The organism is Mediterranea sp. ET5 (genome assembly GCF_023337025.1).
In the GTDB taxonomy this organism is placed as follows: Bacteria; Bacteroidota; Bacteroidia; order Bacteroidales; family Bacteroidaceae; genus Phocaeicola_A.
Genome location: NZ_JAMBLN010000016.1, coordinates 1 through 17,858, shown reverse-complemented (window position 1 = coordinate 17,858; position 17,858 = coordinate 1). Strand labels below are relative to the sequence as shown.

General features: G+C 58.2%; 13 protein-coding genes and 1 pseudogene. 8 read left to right on the top strand and 6 right to left on the bottom strand.

Annotated features, from left to right (window positions below; translation table 11 throughout):
- Positions 1-203: 203 nt before the first annotated feature.
- On the bottom strand, positions 204-2,006 hold the full coding sequence (gene typA / locus M3087_RS10210) for a translational GTPase TypA (RefSeq protein WP_022385369.1): 1,803 nt from the start codon (positions 2,004-2,006) through the stop codon (positions 204-206).
- A 115-nt stretch (positions 2,007-2,121) separates the two neighbouring features.
- On the opposite strand from typA, the gene rpsO reads away from it, so the two are divergent.
- The 8 genes from rpsO to miaB all read left to right on the top strand — a co-directional run bounded on the left by rpsO (position 2,122) and on the right by miaB (position 13,007).
- Positions 2,122-2,391 (top strand): 30S ribosomal protein S15, encoded by a 270-nt coding sequence (gene rpsO, locus M3087_RS10205; RefSeq protein WP_022385368.1) that lies wholly within the window; start codon positions 2,122-2,124, stop codon positions 2,389-2,391.
- 143 nt (positions 2,392-2,534) lie between these two features.
- Positions 2,535-3,983: a potassium/proton antiporter gene (locus M3087_RS10200; RefSeq protein ID WP_249095491.1), complete on the top strand. Its 1,449-nt coding sequence runs from the start codon at positions 2,535-2,537 to the stop codon at positions 3,981-3,983.
- Positions 3,980-4,795: an alpha/beta hydrolase gene (locus M3087_RS10195; protein ID WP_249095489.1), complete on the top strand. Its 816-nt coding sequence runs from the start codon at positions 3,980-3,982 to the stop codon at positions 4,793-4,795. Before M3087_RS10200 ends, M3087_RS10195 begins: the two co-directional genes overlap by 4 nt.
- A 353-nt stretch (positions 4,796-5,148) precedes the next feature.
- On the top strand, positions 5,149-5,622 hold the full coding sequence (locus M3087_RS10190) for an HU family DNA-binding protein (protein WP_249095487.1): 474 nt from the start codon (positions 5,149-5,151) through the stop codon (positions 5,620-5,622).
- A 400-nt stretch (positions 5,623-6,022) separates the two neighbouring features.
- Positions 6,023-8,068 (top strand): DUF3857 domain-containing protein, encoded by a 2,046-nt coding sequence (locus tag M3087_RS10185; protein WP_249095484.1) that lies wholly within the window; start codon positions 6,023-6,025, stop codon positions 8,066-8,068.
- A gap of 1 nt (position 8,069) precedes the next feature.
- Positions 8,070-10,145 (top strand): DUF3857 domain-containing protein, encoded by a 2,076-nt coding sequence (locus M3087_RS10180; protein ID WP_249095482.1) that lies wholly within the window; start codon positions 8,070-8,072, stop codon positions 10,143-10,145.
- 55 nt (positions 10,146-10,200) lie between these two features.
- On the top strand, positions 10,201-11,181 hold the full coding sequence (locus M3087_RS10175; RefSeq protein ID WP_249095479.1) for a ketopantoate reductase family protein: 981 nt from the start codon (positions 10,201-10,203) through the stop codon (positions 11,179-11,181).
- Positions 11,182-11,642: 461 nt separating this feature from the next.
- Positions 11,643-13,007, top strand: a complete 1,365-nt coding sequence (gene miaB, locus M3087_RS10170) for a tRNA (N6-isopentenyl adenosine(37)-C2)-methylthiotransferase MiaB (protein WP_249095478.1) — start codon at positions 11,643-11,645, stop codon at positions 13,005-13,007.
- A 119-nt stretch (positions 13,008-13,126) separates the two neighbouring features.
- On the opposite strand, the gene M3087_RS10165 is transcribed toward miaB, so the two are convergent.
- The 5 genes and pseudogenes from M3087_RS10165 to M3087_RS10150 form a co-directional block, all read right to left on the bottom strand.
- Positions 13,127-13,765, bottom strand: coding sequence for a porin family protein (locus M3087_RS10165; RefSeq protein ID WP_249095476.1), 639 nt, complete (start codon positions 13,763-13,765; stop codon positions 13,127-13,129).
- Between the two features lie 322 nt (positions 13,766-14,087).
- Positions 14,088-15,398, bottom strand: a complete 1,311-nt coding sequence (locus M3087_RS10160) for a hypothetical protein (protein WP_249095474.1) — start codon at positions 15,396-15,398, stop codon at positions 14,088-14,090.
- Between the two features lie 121 nt (positions 15,399-15,519).
- A complete protein-coding gene (locus M3087_RS10155; RefSeq protein ID WP_249095473.1) occupies positions 15,520-16,206 on the bottom strand; it encodes a porin family protein in 687 nt (228 codons plus the stop codon).
- Positions 16,207-16,738: 532 nt separating this feature from the next.
- Positions 16,739-16,975, bottom strand: a pseudogene (locus tag M3087_RS14425) (DUF4848 domain-containing protein).
- Between the two features lie 46 nt (positions 16,976-17,021).
- Positions 17,022-17,297 carry a DUF4848 domain-containing protein gene (locus M3087_RS10150; protein WP_249095470.1) on the bottom strand — a complete coding sequence of 92 codons (276 nt, stop codon included), beginning with the start codon at positions 17,295-17,297 and terminating at the stop codon, positions 17,022-17,024.
- Between the last annotated feature and the right edge of the window lie 561 nt (positions 17,298-17,858).

Genomic DNA, 17,858 nt, shown 5'->3' with positions numbered 1-17,858 from the left:
GAGACTTGAAGGCTTCCGCAGAAGCACGGTTGACAAATATAAGCAAAATCAGCCGTTATGACGACACGGCTACTCATTTATTAACAATTGGGCTGTCAGTGTGGCAGGGATAAAAGAAGAAGCGCGGATGCACCGGATGCCCTGAGCACCCCGGCGCTGTCCGCGCTTCCGAGAACTATTAAAGAATGTTTGCTTGTACAGCCTTACACTTTGTTGGCACGCTTGCGCTCGGTCTCGTCGAGGATGACCTTGCGCATGCGCATGCTCTTGGGCGTCACCTCCACGTACTCGTCCTCCTTGATGTATTCGAGGGCCTCCTCGAGCGAGAAGATGACGGGCGGGATGATGCGCGCCTTGTCGTCAGAGCCCGACGCACGCATGTTGGTGAGCTTCTTCGACTTGGTGACGTTGATGACGAGGTCGTTCTCATGCACGTGCTCGCCCACGACCTGTCCGGCATAGACCTCCTCCTGCGGATAGATGAAGAAGCGTCCGCGGTCCTGAAGCTTGTCGATGGCGTAGGCGAAGGCGGTACCCGTCTCCATGGCAATCATGGAACCGTTGGTGCGGCGTTCGATGTCGCCCTTGTAGGGTTGGTACTCCTTGAAGCGGTGCGCCATGATGGCTTCGCCGGCAGATGCCGTGAGGACGTTCGTACGCAGTCCGATGATGCCGCGCGAGGGGATGTCGAATTCGATGTCGACCCGGTCGCCGATGGTCTGCATCGACGTCAGCTCGCCCTTGCGTCGGGTGACCATATCAATCATCTTGCTGGAGTATTCCTCGGGGACGTTGATGGTCAGCTCCTCGATGGGCTCACACTTCTTGCCGTCAATCTCCTTGTAGATGACCTGCGGCTGTCCCACCTGAAGCTCATAGCCTTCGCGGCGCATGGTCTCGATGAGGACGGAGAGGTGCAGCACGCCTCGGCCGGAGACAATCCACTTGCCGTCCTCGTTCTCGGTCTTGCGGACGCGGAGGGCAAGGTTCTTGTCGAGCTCGCGGGTGAGGCGGTCCTGGATGTGGCGTGAAGTGACGAACTTCCCTTCCCGTCCGAAGAAAGGCGAGTCGTTGATGGTGAAGAGCATGCTCATGGTCGGCTCGTCGATGGCAATGGGCGGCAGCGGTTCCGGGTTGTCGAAGTCGCAGATGGTGTCGCCGATTTCGAATCCTTCCAGACCGACGACGGCGCAGATGTCACCCGAAGAGACGGACTGGACTTTCTTGCGTCCGAGTCCCTCGAAGGTATGCAGTTCCTTGATTTTCGACTTCACGAGCGTCCCGTCACGGCGTGCCAGGGTGATGTTCATGCCCTCGGTGAGCGTCCCGCGGTGCACGCGGCCCACGGCGATACGTCCGGTATAGGATGAGAAGTCGAGTGAAGTGATGAGCATCTGGGGAGTGCCCTCCAGCTGTTTGGGGGCAGGGATGTACTTGATGATGGCGTCGAGCAGCGGGGTGATGCTGTCGGTAGGCTTGCGCCAGTCCTCGCCCATCCAGTTGTTCTTTGCCGAACCGTAGAGGACGGGGAAGTCGAGCTGGTCCTCGGTGGCATTGAGTGAGAACATGAGGTCGAACACCATCTCGTAGACCTCCTCGGGGCGGCAGTTGGGCTTGTCGACCTTGTTCACCACAACGATGGGCTTCAGCCCGATTTGCAGTGCCTTCTGGAGGACGAACCGGGTCTGCGGCATGGGTCCCTCGAAGGCGTCGACGAGCAGGATGCAGCCGTCCGCCATGTTGAGCACACGCTCCACCTCTCCGCCGAAGTCGGCGTGTCCCGGAGTGTCGATGATGTTGATTTTGGTATCTTTGTAGTTGATTGATACATTCTTCGAAAGAATCGTTATCCCTCGTTCGCGTTCCAAGTCGTTGTTATCCAATACAAGCACGCCGTTTGTCTGATCATTGCGGAAGAGGTGTCCCGCCAACATCATCTTGTCGACGAGCGTCGTCTTCCCGTGGTCGACGTGCGCAATGATTGCGATGTTTCTTATATTCTGCATACTATTACCTTAAATTTTCGGGCGCAAAGTTACAAGAAAATCTTTGAATAGGCATTGCGCATTGAGGAATATTGTCTATCTTTGCGCCCGCAAATCAATTTTAAACTAACTCATTATGTACTTAGACGCTGCAAAGAAACAAGAGATCTTTGGACAATACGGAAAGTCTAACACTGATACTGGCTCACCTGAAGCGCAGATAGCATTGTTCTCATACCGTATTTCCCACTTGACGGAGCACATGAAGCGCAACCGTAAAGATCATAGCACAGAAAGAGCTTTGACTACTCTCGTCGGCAAACGCCGCGCATTGTTGAACTACCTCAAGGATCGCGACATCGAGCGTTACCGCGCCATCCTGAAAGCTCTGAACTTGCGTAAGTAATCCCGCATTGCTTACGGCGCAAACGAACTTCAAGCCCCTGCCTCTCTCCACGAGACGCAGGGGCTTGCCGATTTTTGGCACTCCCCCCTTCCTCACATTCCCCCGTTTTTTCCTATCTTTACGCCCACAAACCACTCCCGCCTATGATATTCACCGCAGAAAACATCCTGCTGCTCGGCTCCGTGCTTATCTTCTGCAGCATACTCATCAGCAAGACGGGCTATCGCTTCGGCATACCCACGCTGCTCCTCTTCCTGCTCGTCGGCATGCTCTTCGGGAGCGACGGGCTCGGGCTCCAGTTCCACAGCGCCACAGACGCACAGTTCATCGGCATGATGGCGCTCAGCATCATCCTCTTCACCGGAGGAATGGATACCAAGTTCACCGAGATACGCCCCGTGCTCACCCAGGGCATTCTGCTCTCCACCGTCGGCGTGCTCGTCACCACCCTCCTCACCGGGCTTTTCATCTGCTACATCTCCGGGTGGGACAGCACCAACATCTCCCTTCCGCTGACCACCTCCCTCCTGCTTGCCGCCACCATGTCGTCGACCGACTCCGCGTCGGTGTTCAACCTCCTGCGCTCGCAGCGCATGAACCTCAAGCACAACCTGCGCCCCATGCTCGAGCTGGAAAGCGGAAGCAACGACCCCATGGCATACATGCTCACCATCGTCCTCATCCAGGTCATCACCTCCGACGGCATGAGCTGGGCGGTCATCCTCAAGGACCTTGCCATCCAGTTCTTCTTCGGCGCCATCATCGGCTTTGCACTCGGACGCTTCGCCGTGTGGATCATCAACCGCATCAGCCTCTCCAACGGGTCCCTCTACCCCATCCTCCTGCTCAGCCTCGTCTTCTTCACCTTCACCATCACCGACCTGCTCCACGGCAACGGCTACCTCGCCGTCTACATCACCGGCGTGACCGTCGGCAACGCACGCCTGGCAAACCGTAAGGAAATCAACACCTTCATGAACGGACTGACGTGGCTCTTCCAGATTATCATGTTCCTCGCCCTCGGACTGCTCGTCAACCCGCTGGAGATGGTCGACGTGGCTGCCGTGGCACTGCTCATCGGCGTGTTCATGATTGTCGTGGCACGTCCCGTCAGTGTCTTCCTCTGCCTCCTGCCCTTCCGCCGGCTACCCGCGCGCGCCAAGTGGTTCGTCTCCTGGGTAGGGCTGCGCGGGGCCGTCCCCATCATCTTCGCCACCTACCCCGTCATCGCCCGCGTCGAAGGCTCGCAACAGCTCTTCAACATCGTCTTCTTCATCACCCTCGTCTCCCTCGTCGTGCAGGGCATGACCATTGCACGCGCCGCCCGCCTGCTCCACCTCGACCTCCCCGAAGAGAAGGAGGGCAACGAGTTCGGCGTCGAGCTGCCCGAGGAGATTGACACCCAGCTGCGCGACCTCACGCTCACCCCCGACATGCTCGCCCGGGGAAACCGCCTGGCGGACATGAACATCCCCCGCGGTACCCTCGTCATGCTCGTCAAGCGCGGCGACGAGTTCCTCATCCCCAACGGACAGATGGAGCTGCACGTCGGCGACAAGCTGTTGTTCATCTCTGAAAACAGGAAACCATGAAGTTCATCCCCCAGCCGCCCTTCGTCCTTCCGTGTACAGACCGACGGAGTGACACCGCCGTGCTCTTCCTCCACGGCATCACGGAGGGTCCCGACCAGTTCCGCCGTCCGGCAGCCTGGGCAAACGACCTGGGCTTCGATGCCGCGGCAGCCGTCCTTCCGGGGCATGGCGGCAGTGCCGGGACGTTCGCCCGCTCGAGGCGGGAAGAGTGGGAAGCCTTCGTCCATTCACTGACGGACGAGTACCGCCTCCGCTACCCCCGCCTCATCCTCGTGGGGCACTCCATGGGCGGGCTGCTTGCCCTGCGGACGTGGACGCGCCGTCCCGACGGCATCGCAGGCATTGTCTGCGTCGGCTGTCCGCTCCACGTGTGGGTGTCGCCACGCGCTGTCCGCGACCTCCTCGGTGTGCGTTACGGACGGGCGGACGCCAGCAACGAGCGGCTTGCCATCCTTCATGCCCTCAATGTCGCCCCGGGTCCCACCCCCGGCTACGTCCGCTGGCTGCCCCGCCTGCGCGACCTCTTCACCCTGATGGCAGACGTACGCCGGGAGCTGCCTTCCGTCCGTGTCCCCCTCCTTGCCGTTCAGGGAGCACGCGACGAGCTGGTCGATGCCCGCCGCAGCCTCCGCTGTTTCCGCCGCCGTGTCGCCCCTGAGTTCCTGCGGACGCTCGTCCTCCCCCAGACCACCCATTTCCTCTATCCACCCACCGATGCCGCAGCACTCCGGGAAGCCTTCCGCGCGTTCTGCCGGAGCCTGCAGGAGGAACACCCCGCCCCTCATGACGACCACGTATCTCCCTGTTGCTGAAAACCTAGAATCAAAAACACCATTTTGCGTTCACACATGAACGCAAGTAGTTGCCTGTTTTTCAAGGTCCTGATTTTCTAACTTTAGTTAAACATTTTACACCCGATTTTTCAATCCGGAAAACACCTATCTTCGTGCATCCCTTCCGGGAAACGGAAGAGACAAATCCCTGTTCGAGCTTCCGCAAGCCCCGGTCACCGCAGACCGGTGGCAAGCCGACAGGCAACCCCGGGTCCCTGCAACGCGCCGCCCCGTCACAACATCCACCGCAGACAGGACCCCGGACCTGCCCGCCGACAAGCCGGGCACAACGGAAGCCGGACGCATGTCTAACTATCAAAACGTAACGCATTATGAGTATTCTAGTAAGAGCTATTCAACGAGTGAATCCCAAGGACGTCAAGGGAACACGGAAGTGGTATCCCATACAGTCCACCACCAAGATGGTGACCGAAGATGAGGTGGCACAGCTGATTGCCGACGAGGTCACCCTCAACCCGATGGAAGCCGCCATGGCACTCCGTCAGCTGCGCAAGGTAATGCTGCGCCTGCTCCTCGACGGGAAGAGCGTCCGCCTGGGCGATTGGGGCACCTTCAACATCACGTTGTCGACCGCCGGTTCCGGTGAAAAGAAAGAGCTGACCGCGCGCAACATCAAGCGCGTGAATATCAAGTTCCAACCCGGGAACGAGCTGAAAATCGCCCTCCAGAAAGCCGATTTCGTCTGGCTCGACAAGGTGCTGCAAGGCAACAACATTGCCGAGGAGGGAGAGAAAGAGACGCCGGAAGAGTCCGGCAAAGAAGGTGATACGGATGAAGGTATTTAACCCTCCCGCCTGACGGGAAACGCCCGATGCTGACTGACAGCATCGGGCGTTTTTTTTTGTGCGCATGCGCTTGACGGCACCACCCTTTTGCGCATCTCCCCGCCTGCCTTTTGCGTAACGTGCTGTCCCTCTTCGCGCAAGCCCCGTTTTCACCTTGCGCATCTCCCTGTTCCGTCATGCGCAAGACGGTACCGGTGAGATGAGCTTCCCGGCAGAACGAGAAGCGCAAGACGCCGGTAGGGAGATGCGCAAGACGTCAGCAAGGCGATGCGCAGGGAACAACAGGGAGCAATTGCATCCCGATTCTCCTTTTTTCTCAGCCGGAATTAGGAAAACTTAAATGAATACGTTAGCTTTGTCAGCACGAAACAGTACGAAATCCTAAACCGGAGAGAAAATCATGAAAGCACCAAGAGTCTGCATACTGGCAAGCCTCCTCCTCTTCCTCTGCGGAGGGAGCCTGTTTGCACAGCACAAGGAGATGAAGTACGGGAAGGTGGGAAAGAAGGAGTTCTCCCTCTATCATCCGACCGACAGCACCACCGACGCCGTGTTCCTGAACAAGGAGGGGTACACCTACTACCGTCAGGAAAACGACGGGAGAATCCGTGTGGAGTCCGAGTTCAAGTTCCGCCTTCAGGTACTGCGCCCCGAAGGGACCAGGTATGCCGACGTAGACATACTCTACTACCGCGGCGAACGCATGGGCGCCACCCAGGAACAGATATCCGCCATCGGCGCGTCGGCATACAACCTCGTCGACGGGAAGGTAGTCGAGACACCCCTTGACCGGAAGTACATCTTCGAGGAACAGGTCACCGGGAACTACCGCCGCTACCGCTTCTCCATCCCGGACGTCAAGCCCGGCACCCTCATCGAGTACAAGTACCGGCGCACGTCGAACAACCCCATCCACCTGGAAGACTGGCAGGTGCAGGAGGACATCCCCGTCTGCTTCGCACGTTACCAGGTCGACATCCCCGAGGTCTTCCAGTTCAACATCACCGGCAAGGGCAGCATCCCCATGCAGCGCGACCACAAGAGAATCAACAGCGAATTCATCATGCAGGCGTATGACGGCCACCTGAGCCAGATGCAGAACAACCGCTACACGTTCACCAGCACCGACGTCCCGCCCCTGAAGGACGAGCCCCTGGTCTGGTGTGCCGAGAACTACCGCGGCACCGTCTCCTTCGAAATCCGGGGACTGGACCCGCGGCTGGGCCTATCGGCCTTCCAGGGTTCCAACTGGGAGGGTGTCTGCGCCGAGCTGAAGGACTTCTCCGGCTTCGGGAACTACGTGAACATGCGCAACCCCCTGCGCGACGAGCAGGAGGCACTTGCCCTGCCTGCCGACATGCCTGCCACAGAGAAGGCACTCCGCCTGCACCGGCTGCTCCATGAGCACATCCACTGGGACGGGCACTACAGCATCGCCACCGACGACAGCCCGCGCAAGTGCCTCGACAGGCAGCAGGGCAACAACGCCGCCCTCAACTTCATCTACCTCGCCATGCTCCGCGACGCCGGCATCCGCTGCACCCCCATCCTCGTGAGGGACAAGCGTGCGGGCGACCTCACCGGAAGCGAACCTTCCCTCTCCCGGCTGACGACCTTCGTCGTGGGGCTGCTCGACGAGCAGGGAGCGGTTTACTGCACCGACTGCTCCCTGGAGTGGCCCATGCTGAACCTCCTCCCGGGACACCTGATGGTGAACCTGGGCATCTGCTACACACCCCTCGACGGTCAGCGGCTCATCAGCCTGGCGAACATCGGCACACACACCACCTCCCTCATGTTCGAGGGAAGCATCACCGACGACGGTTCGCTGACGGGCAAGCTCTCGACCTCCTACACCGGACTGGAGACGCTCGACGCCCTGCGCCGCCGCACCGCCGAGCCGGACTCCGTGGAGCACGTGAAGAAGGAGGCGGAACGCTACGGACTGACGTTCCACACCTACAAGGAGTCCGTCACGGACGCCTACCGCGAGCAGATGGACGTCAGCAAGGACCTTCGGGCAGGCGGCAGCATCATCTACCTGTACCCCTTCCTGCTCGACCAGCTGCCTGCGAACCCCTTCCTGGCAGAGAAGCGCACCTTCCCCGTGGAGTTCCCCGCGAAGTTCACCCGCCGCTTCTTCGGCTTCTACCGGTTGCCGGAAGGCTACGAACCCGAGAGCCTCCCCAAGCCGATGCGGATGCACACCCATGACCGCATGGCGTCGGTGAGCTGTCTCCTCGACCGCCGCCCCGACGGACTGCAGGTGATGCTCGAACTGAAAGTGAACCAATCCATCATCCCCGCCCGCTACTACGGAGAGCTGCGCGAGCTGTGGGATGTTTTCATCGAGTCGGCACAGACACTGCTGACGCTGAAACGGACGGGCGGAAAGGACGGCGCCCCGGTTTCCGTCAGCGGCACTGCCGCCAGGGGGGACAGCTAGCATGGCACGCCCCTCCTGCCGGAAGCACCGGCTACACACCCCGCAAGCCCCGTCCGCCCGTCCCCTTGCCTGCCCGGTGCTCCGCCTCGCCCTCCTGCTGCTCCTGCTGCCGTGCGTCCTTCCGCTCTCAGCCGACGCCCCCGGCGGACCACTCTCCGGCTTCTGCCCGGACGGGAAGGTCCCCCGCACGGATACACCTATATATAATGGTCCGAGTCCCGCCTCCGTCGTACACGACTACCGCGTGGAGTTCCGTCAGCTGGACGCCCACCGGGGAGAAGCCCACTTCGTGCGGAGCGTCACCGTGCACTCCCCCTACGGGGCAGACGCCGCACGGTTTGCCGTCGTCAGCAGCCGTTTCATCCACCTGAAGGACTTCAAGGGCACCGTCCACGGCGCCGGCGGGAAGCAGCTCGCACGCCTGCGACGTTCCGACCTGCGCGAGGCGACGCTCAACGACGGACTTGCCTCCGACGACCGCCTCCACTACTACGAAGGTCCGCGCGGCTCCTTCCCCTTCACCGTCCGCTATGAGTGGACGTGCACCTACGACAACGGACTGCTGCGCTACCCCGATTTCCGTCCGCAGGACGACATACGTCAGGCAGTGGAGCACGCCTCATACACCCTGACACTGCCAGCCTCCGTCCGCCTCCTGTACCGCAGCCGGGGCCTTGCCGCCCATCCCGAAGAGACCGCGGACGCAGGTGCCGGCACACGCACCTACCGCTGGCAGGCGGACGACCTGCCTGCTGCCGTCCCCCGGGAAGACACCGTATGGGAACTCCCGACGGTGCAGGCGCAACCCGCCGACTTCGTCTGCGAAGGCTACGAGGGACAGCAGGACACCTGGGAGCACTTCGGCCAGTGGCTCTACCGCCTCACCGAGGGACGCGACCGCCTGACCACCGACGAAGCTGCCACGGTGCACCGTCTCACCGACGAACTCTCCACCCCGGAAGCGAAGGCGCATGCCCTCTATGACTACCTGGCGGAGCACACCCGCTATGTGAGCATCCAGCTCGGCATCGGCGGATGGCAGCCCATGACCGCAGAGCAGGTCTGCCGCACCAAGTTCGGCGACTGCAAGGCGCTGACCAACTACCTGAAGGCACTGCTTGCCGAGGCAGGCGTCCCGTCGGTCTACACCGTCATCAGCACCCGGAAGGCACGCATCGACGACTATCCCGGCATCGGGCAGATGGACCACGTGGTCCTGGGTGTGCCCTGCCCCACCGACACCCTGTGGCTGGAGTGCACCGCCGCACGCCTGCCCTTCGGCTACCGCCACCGCCTCATCGCAGGGCACGACGCCCTGCTGGTCACACCGGAAGGCGGACGGATGGTGCGTCTGCCCGACTACGACGCGGAGCAACAGGAGCAGTCGGTCCGTGCCCGCCTCCATGTCGGCAGCGACGGGATGGCATCGGGACGGGTCAGCCTGCACAACCGCCTGCGCTTCTACGAGGAGGCCCTTCCGCTGAAGGACCTGAAGCCCACCGAGCTGGCACACCGCCTGACGGAGGGACTCGCCTGCACGCTGGTGCGCATCGACAGCGTCAGCCGGACGGAAGACGACGGGCCGTTGCCCTCGCTCACCATCGGCTACCGCCTCTCGGCACGCTATGCACGCCCGGTACGGCCCCGGCTCTTCCTGACGCTGAACCCCTTCCGCCGTGCCGACCGCCTGTCCCGGACACGGACCTTGCCCGACGGGAGTTGGGAGCTGACGGAGAGCGCATCCTACAGCGACACGCTGGACGTGGTGCTGCCTGCCGGAAGCCGCTGCGATGCACTGCCACCCGAGGTCTCCGGGTCGCACGCGTTCGGCTCGCTCTCGTCAGTGGTAAGCCTCTCGGACGGACGCCTCCGCATCCGCCAACGCCTGCTGCTGCGCAAGGGGGTCTATCCTGCCTCCGAACGGGCGGCATGGGAGGCCTTCGTCCGCCGCATCAAGGAGGCGTATGCCGGACGCATCGCAATCCTTATTGAAAACCAATCAACCACCGGGCCTCAGCCTGCCCATTCCGGGAAGACGGACCCGCCGGACCGTGCAGAACGGCAACCGGCTCCGTGACTCCTTCCCTATCGGGAAAAGGCAGCACGAGGCTCCATAGAAACCTGTGAAACATATGAGAAAATACCTGATTATCGGTACCGGCGGCGTGGGAGGAAGCATCGCCGGATTCCTCGCCTTGGGCGGCAAGGACGTGACCTGCATCGCCCGGGGCGAACACCTGGAAACCATCCGCCGCGAGGGACTCCACCTGCGCTCGGGACTGAAGGGCGACCGTGTCATCCCCGTGAAGGCATGCACCGCCGACGAGTATCGGGAGGTGCCCGACGTGGTCTTCGTCTGCGTGAAAGGCTACTCCATGGACTCCATCAGAGACCTGCTGAAGCGCGTCGCCACGCCCCGCACGGTGGTCATCCCCATCCTCAACGTCTACGGGACAGGCGCACGCATCGCCTCGCTTGCCCCCAAGGGGAGCTGTGTGCTCGACGGCTGCATCTACATCGTGGGCTATGTCGAACGTCCGGGTGTAGTGGTACAGACGGGCAGGACGTTCCGCATCGTCTACGGCGTACGTCCGGGACAGACGGCCGACACCGCCCTGCTGGACGACATTGCCGACGAGCTGCGCAGCTGCGGCATCAAGGTCGACGTGTCCGACAACATCGACCGCGACACGTTCATCAAGTGGACCTTCATCTCCGCCATGGCTTGCACGGGCGCCTGCTTCGGCGTACCCATGGGTGCGTTACAGCATCCGGGAGAACCGCGCCTGGTCTTCGCCCAACTGACGGGAGAGAGTGCCGAGACGGGACGCCGCCTGGGCATCGACCTGCCCGACAACCTGCCGGCTGCCAACCTGCACATCATCGACAAGCTCGACCCGAACACCACGGCATCCATGCAGAAGGACCTCGCACGCGGCCATGAGTCGGAAATCGAAGGGCTGCTCTTCCAGATGCTCGACCTCGGCGAGAAGATGGGTGTCTACATGAAGACCTACCGGCACGTGGCGGATAGGCTGATAAACCGTCTGTCGACAGACAGCCGGAAAGCACGTGAAGCAAGGAGCATCGTTTGTTCGTTGGAATGGATATGACAAGATATTTCTTAAGAGACGAGGACGCCCGCAGGCGTCGGGAAAACGACGGATGCACCGAGGTAACCGTCAGAAAAGCAAAGAGCAGGAAACTTCACAGTTTCCTGCTCCTTTAATCTTTAACCTAAACCTTAACTATGAAAAAATCTAATGTTTTTTCACTCCCCAAAGGTGCGAAATAGTCATCAATTCATCAAATATTCTACACGAATTTCGCTCCTTTTTAATGTTAATTAATAATTGAGTAGTGTCAAATAACTTCTTTGAAGCTTCTGCAGCTGACAATTCCTTCTTTTCCGCCTCCGTCCGGCAGCCGAACCGTAAGCAAACGAGGATATTTCCACCGGAAACCCGGCACATCGGAAGGCAGATTGGCACAGAGTCACTATCTTTGCGGCGGAATGGCTGCCCGGCGCAACAGCCGGGACGGACCGTCCGTAACATTTTAATCCAACCATCTTATGACACAAGAACAAGGGGCGGACTTAAAATCCGCTGCTGCGAACAAGAACCTGTTCATCGAGACCTACGGCTGCCAAATGAACGTGGCAGACAGCGAAGTGGTGGCATCCGTCATGCAAATGGCAGGCTACCAGGTGTGCGACCGGCTGGAAGATGCCGACGCCGTATTCCTCAACACATGCTCCGTGCGCGACAATGCGGAGCAGAAAATCATCAACCGGCTGGAGGCGCTGCACGCGCTGCGCAGCAAGAAGAAGCACGGACTCATCATCGGCGTCCTGGGCTGCATGGCGGAAAGGGTGAAGGACAACCTCATCGAGAACCACCACGTGGACCTCGTGGCAGGTCCGGATGCCTACCTGACGCTGCCTGACCTCGTGGCGTCCGCCGAAGCTGGCGAGAAGGCCATCAACGTGGAGCTCTCGACCACGGAGACCTACCGCGAGGTGATTCCCTCGCGCATCTGCGGCACGCACATCTCGGGCTTCGTCAGCATCATGCGCGGCTGCAACAACTTCTGCCACTACTGCATCGTGCCCTATACCCGCGGACGGGAACGCAGCCGCGACGTGGAGAGCATCCTCGCCGAGGTGGCGGACCTCACGGCGAAAGGCTACAAGGAAATCACGCTGCTGGGACAGAACGTCAACTCCTACCGCTTCGAGCGCGAAGGGGAGACGGTGACCTTCCCCATGCTGCTCCGCCGGGTGGCAGAGTCGGCACCGGGCGTGCGCATCCGCTTCACCACGTCGCACCCCAAGGACATGAGCGACGAGACACTGCACGTCATCGCCGAGGTGCCCAACGTCTGCAAGCACATCCACCTGCCCGTACAGAGCGGCAGCAACCGCATCCTGAAGCTGATGAACCGCAAGTATACCCGTGAGTGGTACCTCGACCGCGTGGCTGCCATCCGCCGCATCATCCCCGACTGCGGACTGAGCACCGATATCTTCTGCGGCTACCACTCGGAGACCGAGGAGGACCACCGCGAATCGCTCTCGCTCATGGAGGAGTGTGCCTATGACTCCGCCTTCATGTTCAAGTATTCCGAGCGTCCGGGAACCTATGCCGCCAAGCACTTGCCCGACGACGTGCCCGAGGATGTGAAGATACGCCGCCTCAACGAAATCATCGCCCTGCAGACCCGCCTGTCCGCCGAGAGCAACCGACGCTGCATCGGGCAGACCTATGAGGTGCTGGTCGAGGGCGTGTCGAAGCGTTCGAAAGAGCAGCTCTTCGGCCGTACCGAGCAGAACAAGGTCGTGGTCTTCGACCGCGGCAACCACCGCATCGGCGACTTCGTGCAGGTGCGCATCACCGAGAGTACATCGGCAACGCTGAAGGGCGAGGCAGTGGAATGACCGCCCGACTCTCACTGAGATAATCACCAGGTTGCAACGCAATGCCACAGGCTGGTCCCACTGGCATTCCGTTGCAACTTGTTTTTATATCCGGACGGGAGTTGCCCGCCGACGCACGGTCAGAAGGTATAGCCCACGAAGAGCGTCAGGTTGCCGTTATGCATCTCGCTATAGTAGCATGTAATCACCCTCACCCCATAGTCATAGGCGGCACCGAGGCGGAAGTGGTCGAGCACCTCGACCCCCAGGCGCACACCCAGTCCCCAGTCGAAGCGGTCCGTCTCGTCGAAAGAGCTCCATTGTATCCGGGTATGCTCCGCCGGGGCACGGTAGACGCTCTCACCGAACAGCCCGTATGCGAAGTAGGGACCGAAGTCGGCGAAGATGGCACACACCCGCTCGATGTCCCCATGGTAGCCGATGTGCAGGGGCAGATGGAGGTAATAGTTGCGGGAAGTGACGCGGCGGGGTTCCCCACCCGGTTCATCGAACTTCCATGCGAGGTCCGACAGTCCCAGCTCGGCATCGAGGTACATCCGGCTTGGTGCGTCGGTAAAGGAGAGTTCGACACGTCCCGCAAAGTTGAAAGAGTGGAGACCGCGTCCGCGGGAGAGCTCGAGGATGCCGGCATCAAATCCGTTGATACCTGCCGTAATGCCCCAGCGTAAGGCCGCTCGATGATTGCCCTGTGCCACGGCGGACAGGGACCAGGCTGCCAAGAGGCAGCACACTCCGAAGAGACTGACTGTTCGTTTCATAGACTTGAAGACTTAAACCGCTGATAAAGGTAGGGATTGTTTCCGGACGGACGGCAGGAAAAGCGGGAAAAAATTATTTTTCTATCAACATTTAAACTTTAATATTATAAGTAACAAATGAGACCTCTTTGGGATAACAATGCAGCCAAATCTTCCGGGCTGTTATACGGTTTAGGGAAATTGATAGACATAAAGATATAAAAATAAAACGACCCCCGATTTGAGCATTGTTAAGAGGCTTGGGGGTTCTCGTGCTGCAAACATAAGCAAAGAAAGGTGAACCACCAAATTATTGTTCCATTTTATGTCGTATTTCGCCAATTCATTCCCTGTCAGCTGAAGCCGGACGCATGCCGGACCTGCCCACGGACGCCACACCCAGGTATTCGTCGAGCGAGCCTTCCAGCTCCATCTTCTGACGCAGACGCTGCTTGCGTTGCGACACACTGCCCTTGCCGATGCCGAAGATGAGAGCCGTCAGGTCGAGCGGCATCTCCATCTTCACGAGGCAGCAGAGGCGGATGTCGTCCTCCTTCAGGAAGGGGAATGTCGTGCGCAGCTGTCCGGTGAAGCCCGGGAAGCAGGCGTCGGTGTTCGCATAGATGGTCTGCCACTCCTTCTCCCCCATGCGCACCTTTCCTTCGCGCAGTCTGTCGTATGCCATGGGCAGCGTCAGCTGGTTCAGCTGACGGTAGTAATCCATCCGGAGCTGTTCGCGGTCCATCCGTTCCTGCTCGCGCCGGGTCTGCTCGGCGAGCAGGCGGTTTTCTGCCACCAGACGGCGACGGCGGTCGTAGAAGTAAATCGTCAGGAGTACCGCCATCACTGCCAGCATCACTGCCAGGGTGCGGTAGAGCGCACGTCCGCGCAACACCACTTTGTACTCGGCACGGTCGGCGTCCTTGCGCCAGCGTCGGTAGTCGGAGAGGAGCTGCAGCTGTCCTGCCAGTTGCTCCTGCCGGTTGGCGCAGGCAGAGTCTTTCGCTTCCGTCAGCTGACGGACGGACGGCTGCACGGTGCGGACATTGCCTTCGAGACATGCCAGACGCCGGAGTCCGTCGGCAACATAGTCCCCCTTGCCCAACCGCCGGGCGTAGATGAGTGCCTCGCGGAGGCAGTCCCGTTCCCGGTCGGGCAGTCCGTTCTCGCGGTAGAGGAATGCGAGGCGTTCGTGTACCCGGTAGGCGAACTCGTCATCGTCGGGCATGGATGTCCCGTATGCCTTGGCATCCAGGAGAGCGTCCACCGCTCCGAGCCAGTTGCCGCGGGCACGCTCGATGCGTCCGCTGAGCAGATAGAGATGAGCGATGCGCACGGAGTCGCGTGTGAAGAAGTCAAAGTAGCGGAGGGATTGCCGGCAGAGGGAGTCGGCGAGGTCATTCTCTCCCCGTTCGAGGAGGTTCCCGGAAGCAATCTTGTTGCGCAGTGCCTTCCCTTTGCCCGAAAGGAACGACCGTTCGAAAGCTTGCAGCTGCAACCGGCACGAGTCTGTCGTCAGGTCGGACTGCCGTCTTTCCAGCTCCGCCAACCGTCCGTAGTTCCGTTGCTGCACGAGGGCACACACCGCCCACACTGCCGCCACGAGGAGCAGCACACTCCCCACGTATGTGTATACACACCTGCGTAACTTCATAAGATATACGTCCTTTCGGGCAAAGGAAGGCAGAAAAGGGGAGATATGCAAGAAACGGAAGGGGGAATCTTGGGGCAACGGACAATTGTCCGGCAGTGTGGGAGACGGAGGTGCGCCGCGGTCAGAACATGTAGCCCACGGAGACGGTGAAGTTGTTGTTGCCGCTTCCCATGCCCCCTCGCATGTTGTTCATCAAGCCGAAGTCGTAGGCGGCACCGATGCGGAGGTGGTTGGCAATCTCTGCTCCCAGCCGCACGCCCAATCCCCAGTCGAAGCGGCGCATCACGTGGAAGACATTCTCAGACAGCTTCGTTCCGGTGACGGGGTCCGTGTATCTCAGCTTGCCGGAGAGTCCGAATGAAACGTATGGTCCGGCGTCGGCATAAATGGCAAGTCCCCTGGCGACTGCCCAACGGTAGCCGATGTGGATGGGCAGGTGGAGGGAATAGACATCCCAGTAGGGATGGGAATAGGCGGAAGGGGCCATCGTGCCGTGTCCGGGGAAGCGCAAGGCGTCGATGGCATAGCCTGCCTGCCCGTCCTTCCAACCGAGTTTCAGCAGCCCCAATTCGGCATCGAGGTACATCCGGCTCGGTGCGTCGGTGAAGGAGAGCTCGGCACGTGCGGCGAGGTTGAAGCCGTAGCGTCCGCGGTCATCGGAGAGGTTCAGCGTATGGGCGTTGTAGCCGTTGAGTCCGGCCATGATGCCCCAACGGAGGTACATGTTCCTGTTGTCTTGTGCCTTGAGCGGCAGGGAGCAGATTGCCAGCAGGCAACACAGCCCGAAGAGTAGTCTGGTTCGTTTCATAAGTCTGGTAGGTTTATTGATTCTTTATAAGAACATACGAATATATTTCTTACAAAGAATCATTGTTACTTTATTTTAAGATAGTACGTGTCACTGTTTTTATAGTGAACAGGCATATATTTCAAGCTTTGTTGCTATCGATTAGGCACATTTGTGAATGTGGCTGCTGATGTTATATCTCCTGTACAGCTACTTCGAAAGTTTGTGAGTGAGATATTCAACGTTGATGGAAATTCGGTCTTATAGCGACCCATTGGGACTCTGACGGATTGAATGCCACGAGATGCCATGTTCCATCCATAAGGACCTGAAAGTTTAGTATTTCCACCCCTCATCTCAATATCAACATTATAAGTTGCAGGATGTCTTCTTGTCCACAATCGCTTTTTCTTAAAGGCTCTAAAGAATAAATTTAATTCTCCAGTTGGTCCTGAGTAACCGACCTCTACAATACTGTAATATTTTCCTTGTGCAACTGTCAATTCAACTCCTTTAAAACCTATAAAACCGTAGCGAGCTGGTTTGCCAATGCCTAGAAAGCCTCTTGTTGCAACATTATCTGCATACCGTAATTGTTACCAATGATCACTGCTCCGTTTATATTTCCCAGTAATTCAGCTTTTTCATCATCAAAGCTATAATATGGAGACAGATCATACTGATTTTCTGAATTCTAGACGAACACACCATCATATTCTTTCTTAAAATCTGCATAAGCTGTCAAAAATTCGTTCTCGTCTTCAATGTCAAATATTTTATCCAGCTTCATGTCAGCCTTATAGAGAGTGGTAAAAGCTCCTTCAAAGTTCAAAGACTTAAAAAAAAACTAAGCGTTGCTCATACGTCATATCTGAAACTTTAGTAAGAGTTTGCTCATAGACTTGTTCATTTTTGAATTTTAATACTGGCATTGATTCTCCTGTCCGTGTTCCAGAAACATAAATCCCCATATCGACTACTTCAATGTCGGGTACTTGTCTTTTCTCAATATTCGACGAAGATGTTTCCAAGACTTCATCTTGGCAAGACGATACCATCACTATAGAAGCCAAAAATAGGCAAGCTCCTATTGTTTTCAATAACTTGTTCATCATACTAATTTTTAGAATTGTTAGATTTGAATTTTAGAATGGTGCTTAATTCTTTGGTAGCTACTTCAAATGATTAAGGACAGCAGCAAAGGTAGGGTATAGCATCTTTAGTCTCATAAATCTCAGATATACATCTTATCGCCAAGAATGTATACCTAATATCTATATGTATATCAGTTTATTAAGTTTGGTTTGTATATCTATCTATAGCTCTTATTAGATATACATTTATTGAAGATAATCTTTTGGAATGTTGTGTATGTATGTCATAAGTGAAAAAAGAGGTCTTATTTTCGATGACAAGGAACGTGTATGCCGATACATTCGCAATATAGGTTACTACAGATTAAATCTGCATCATCAAGTGGTTTATTGACATCATATCACCCAACAACGACATGAAGCAGCATTTCCAAGCATTACTGGAACAATATCCGAATGTCGATTATAAAGCAATCGGCATTCCGCAAGATTGGCTAGAAGAACCGTTGTGGCGCTAATCCAAATCCATGAAGCGGTTTAAAAGCGAAAGCAAAAGCCAATCACCCTCTCTCGACAATC

Coding starts and splice junctions, on each gene's coding strand:
- typA (WP_022385369.1), bottom strand. CDS start 2,006: ATGCAGAATATAAGAAACATCGCAATCATTGCGCACGTCGACCACGGG.
- rpsO (WP_022385368.1), top strand. CDS start 2,122: ATGTACTTAGACGCTGCAAAGAAACAAGAGATCTTTGGACAATACGGA.
- M3087_RS10200 (WP_249095491.1), top strand. CDS start 2,535: ATGATATTCACCGCAGAAAACATCCTGCTGCTCGGCTCCGTGCTTATC.
- M3087_RS10195 (WP_249095489.1), top strand. CDS start 3,980: ATGAAGTTCATCCCCCAGCCGCCCTTCGTCCTTCCGTGTACAGACCGA.
- M3087_RS10190 (WP_249095487.1), top strand. CDS start 5,149: ATGAGTATTCTAGTAAGAGCTATTCAACGAGTGAATCCCAAGGACGTC.
- M3087_RS10185 (WP_249095484.1), top strand. CDS start 6,023: ATGAAAGCACCAAGAGTCTGCATACTGGCAAGCCTCCTCCTCTTCCTC.
- M3087_RS10180 (WP_249095482.1), top strand. CDS start 8,070: ATGGCACGCCCCTCCTGCCGGAAGCACCGGCTACACACCCCGCAAGCC.
- M3087_RS10175 (WP_249095479.1), top strand. CDS start 10,201: ATGAGAAAATACCTGATTATCGGTACCGGCGGCGTGGGAGGAAGCATC.
- miaB (WP_249095478.1), top strand. CDS start 11,643: ATGACACAAGAACAAGGGGCGGACTTAAAATCCGCTGCTGCGAACAAG.
- M3087_RS10165 (WP_249095476.1), bottom strand. CDS start 13,765: ATGAAACGAACAGTCAGTCTCTTCGGAGTGTGCTGCCTCTTGGCAGCC.
- M3087_RS10160 (WP_249095474.1), bottom strand. CDS start 15,398: ATGAAGTTACGCAGGTGTGTATACACATACGTGGGGAGTGTGCTGCTC.
- M3087_RS10155 (WP_249095473.1), bottom strand. CDS start 16,206: ATGAAACGAACCAGACTACTCTTCGGGCTGTGTTGCCTGCTGGCAATC.
- M3087_RS10150 (WP_249095470.1), bottom strand. CDS start 17,297: ATGAACAAGTTATTGAAAACAATAGGAGCTTGCCTATTTTTGGCTTCT.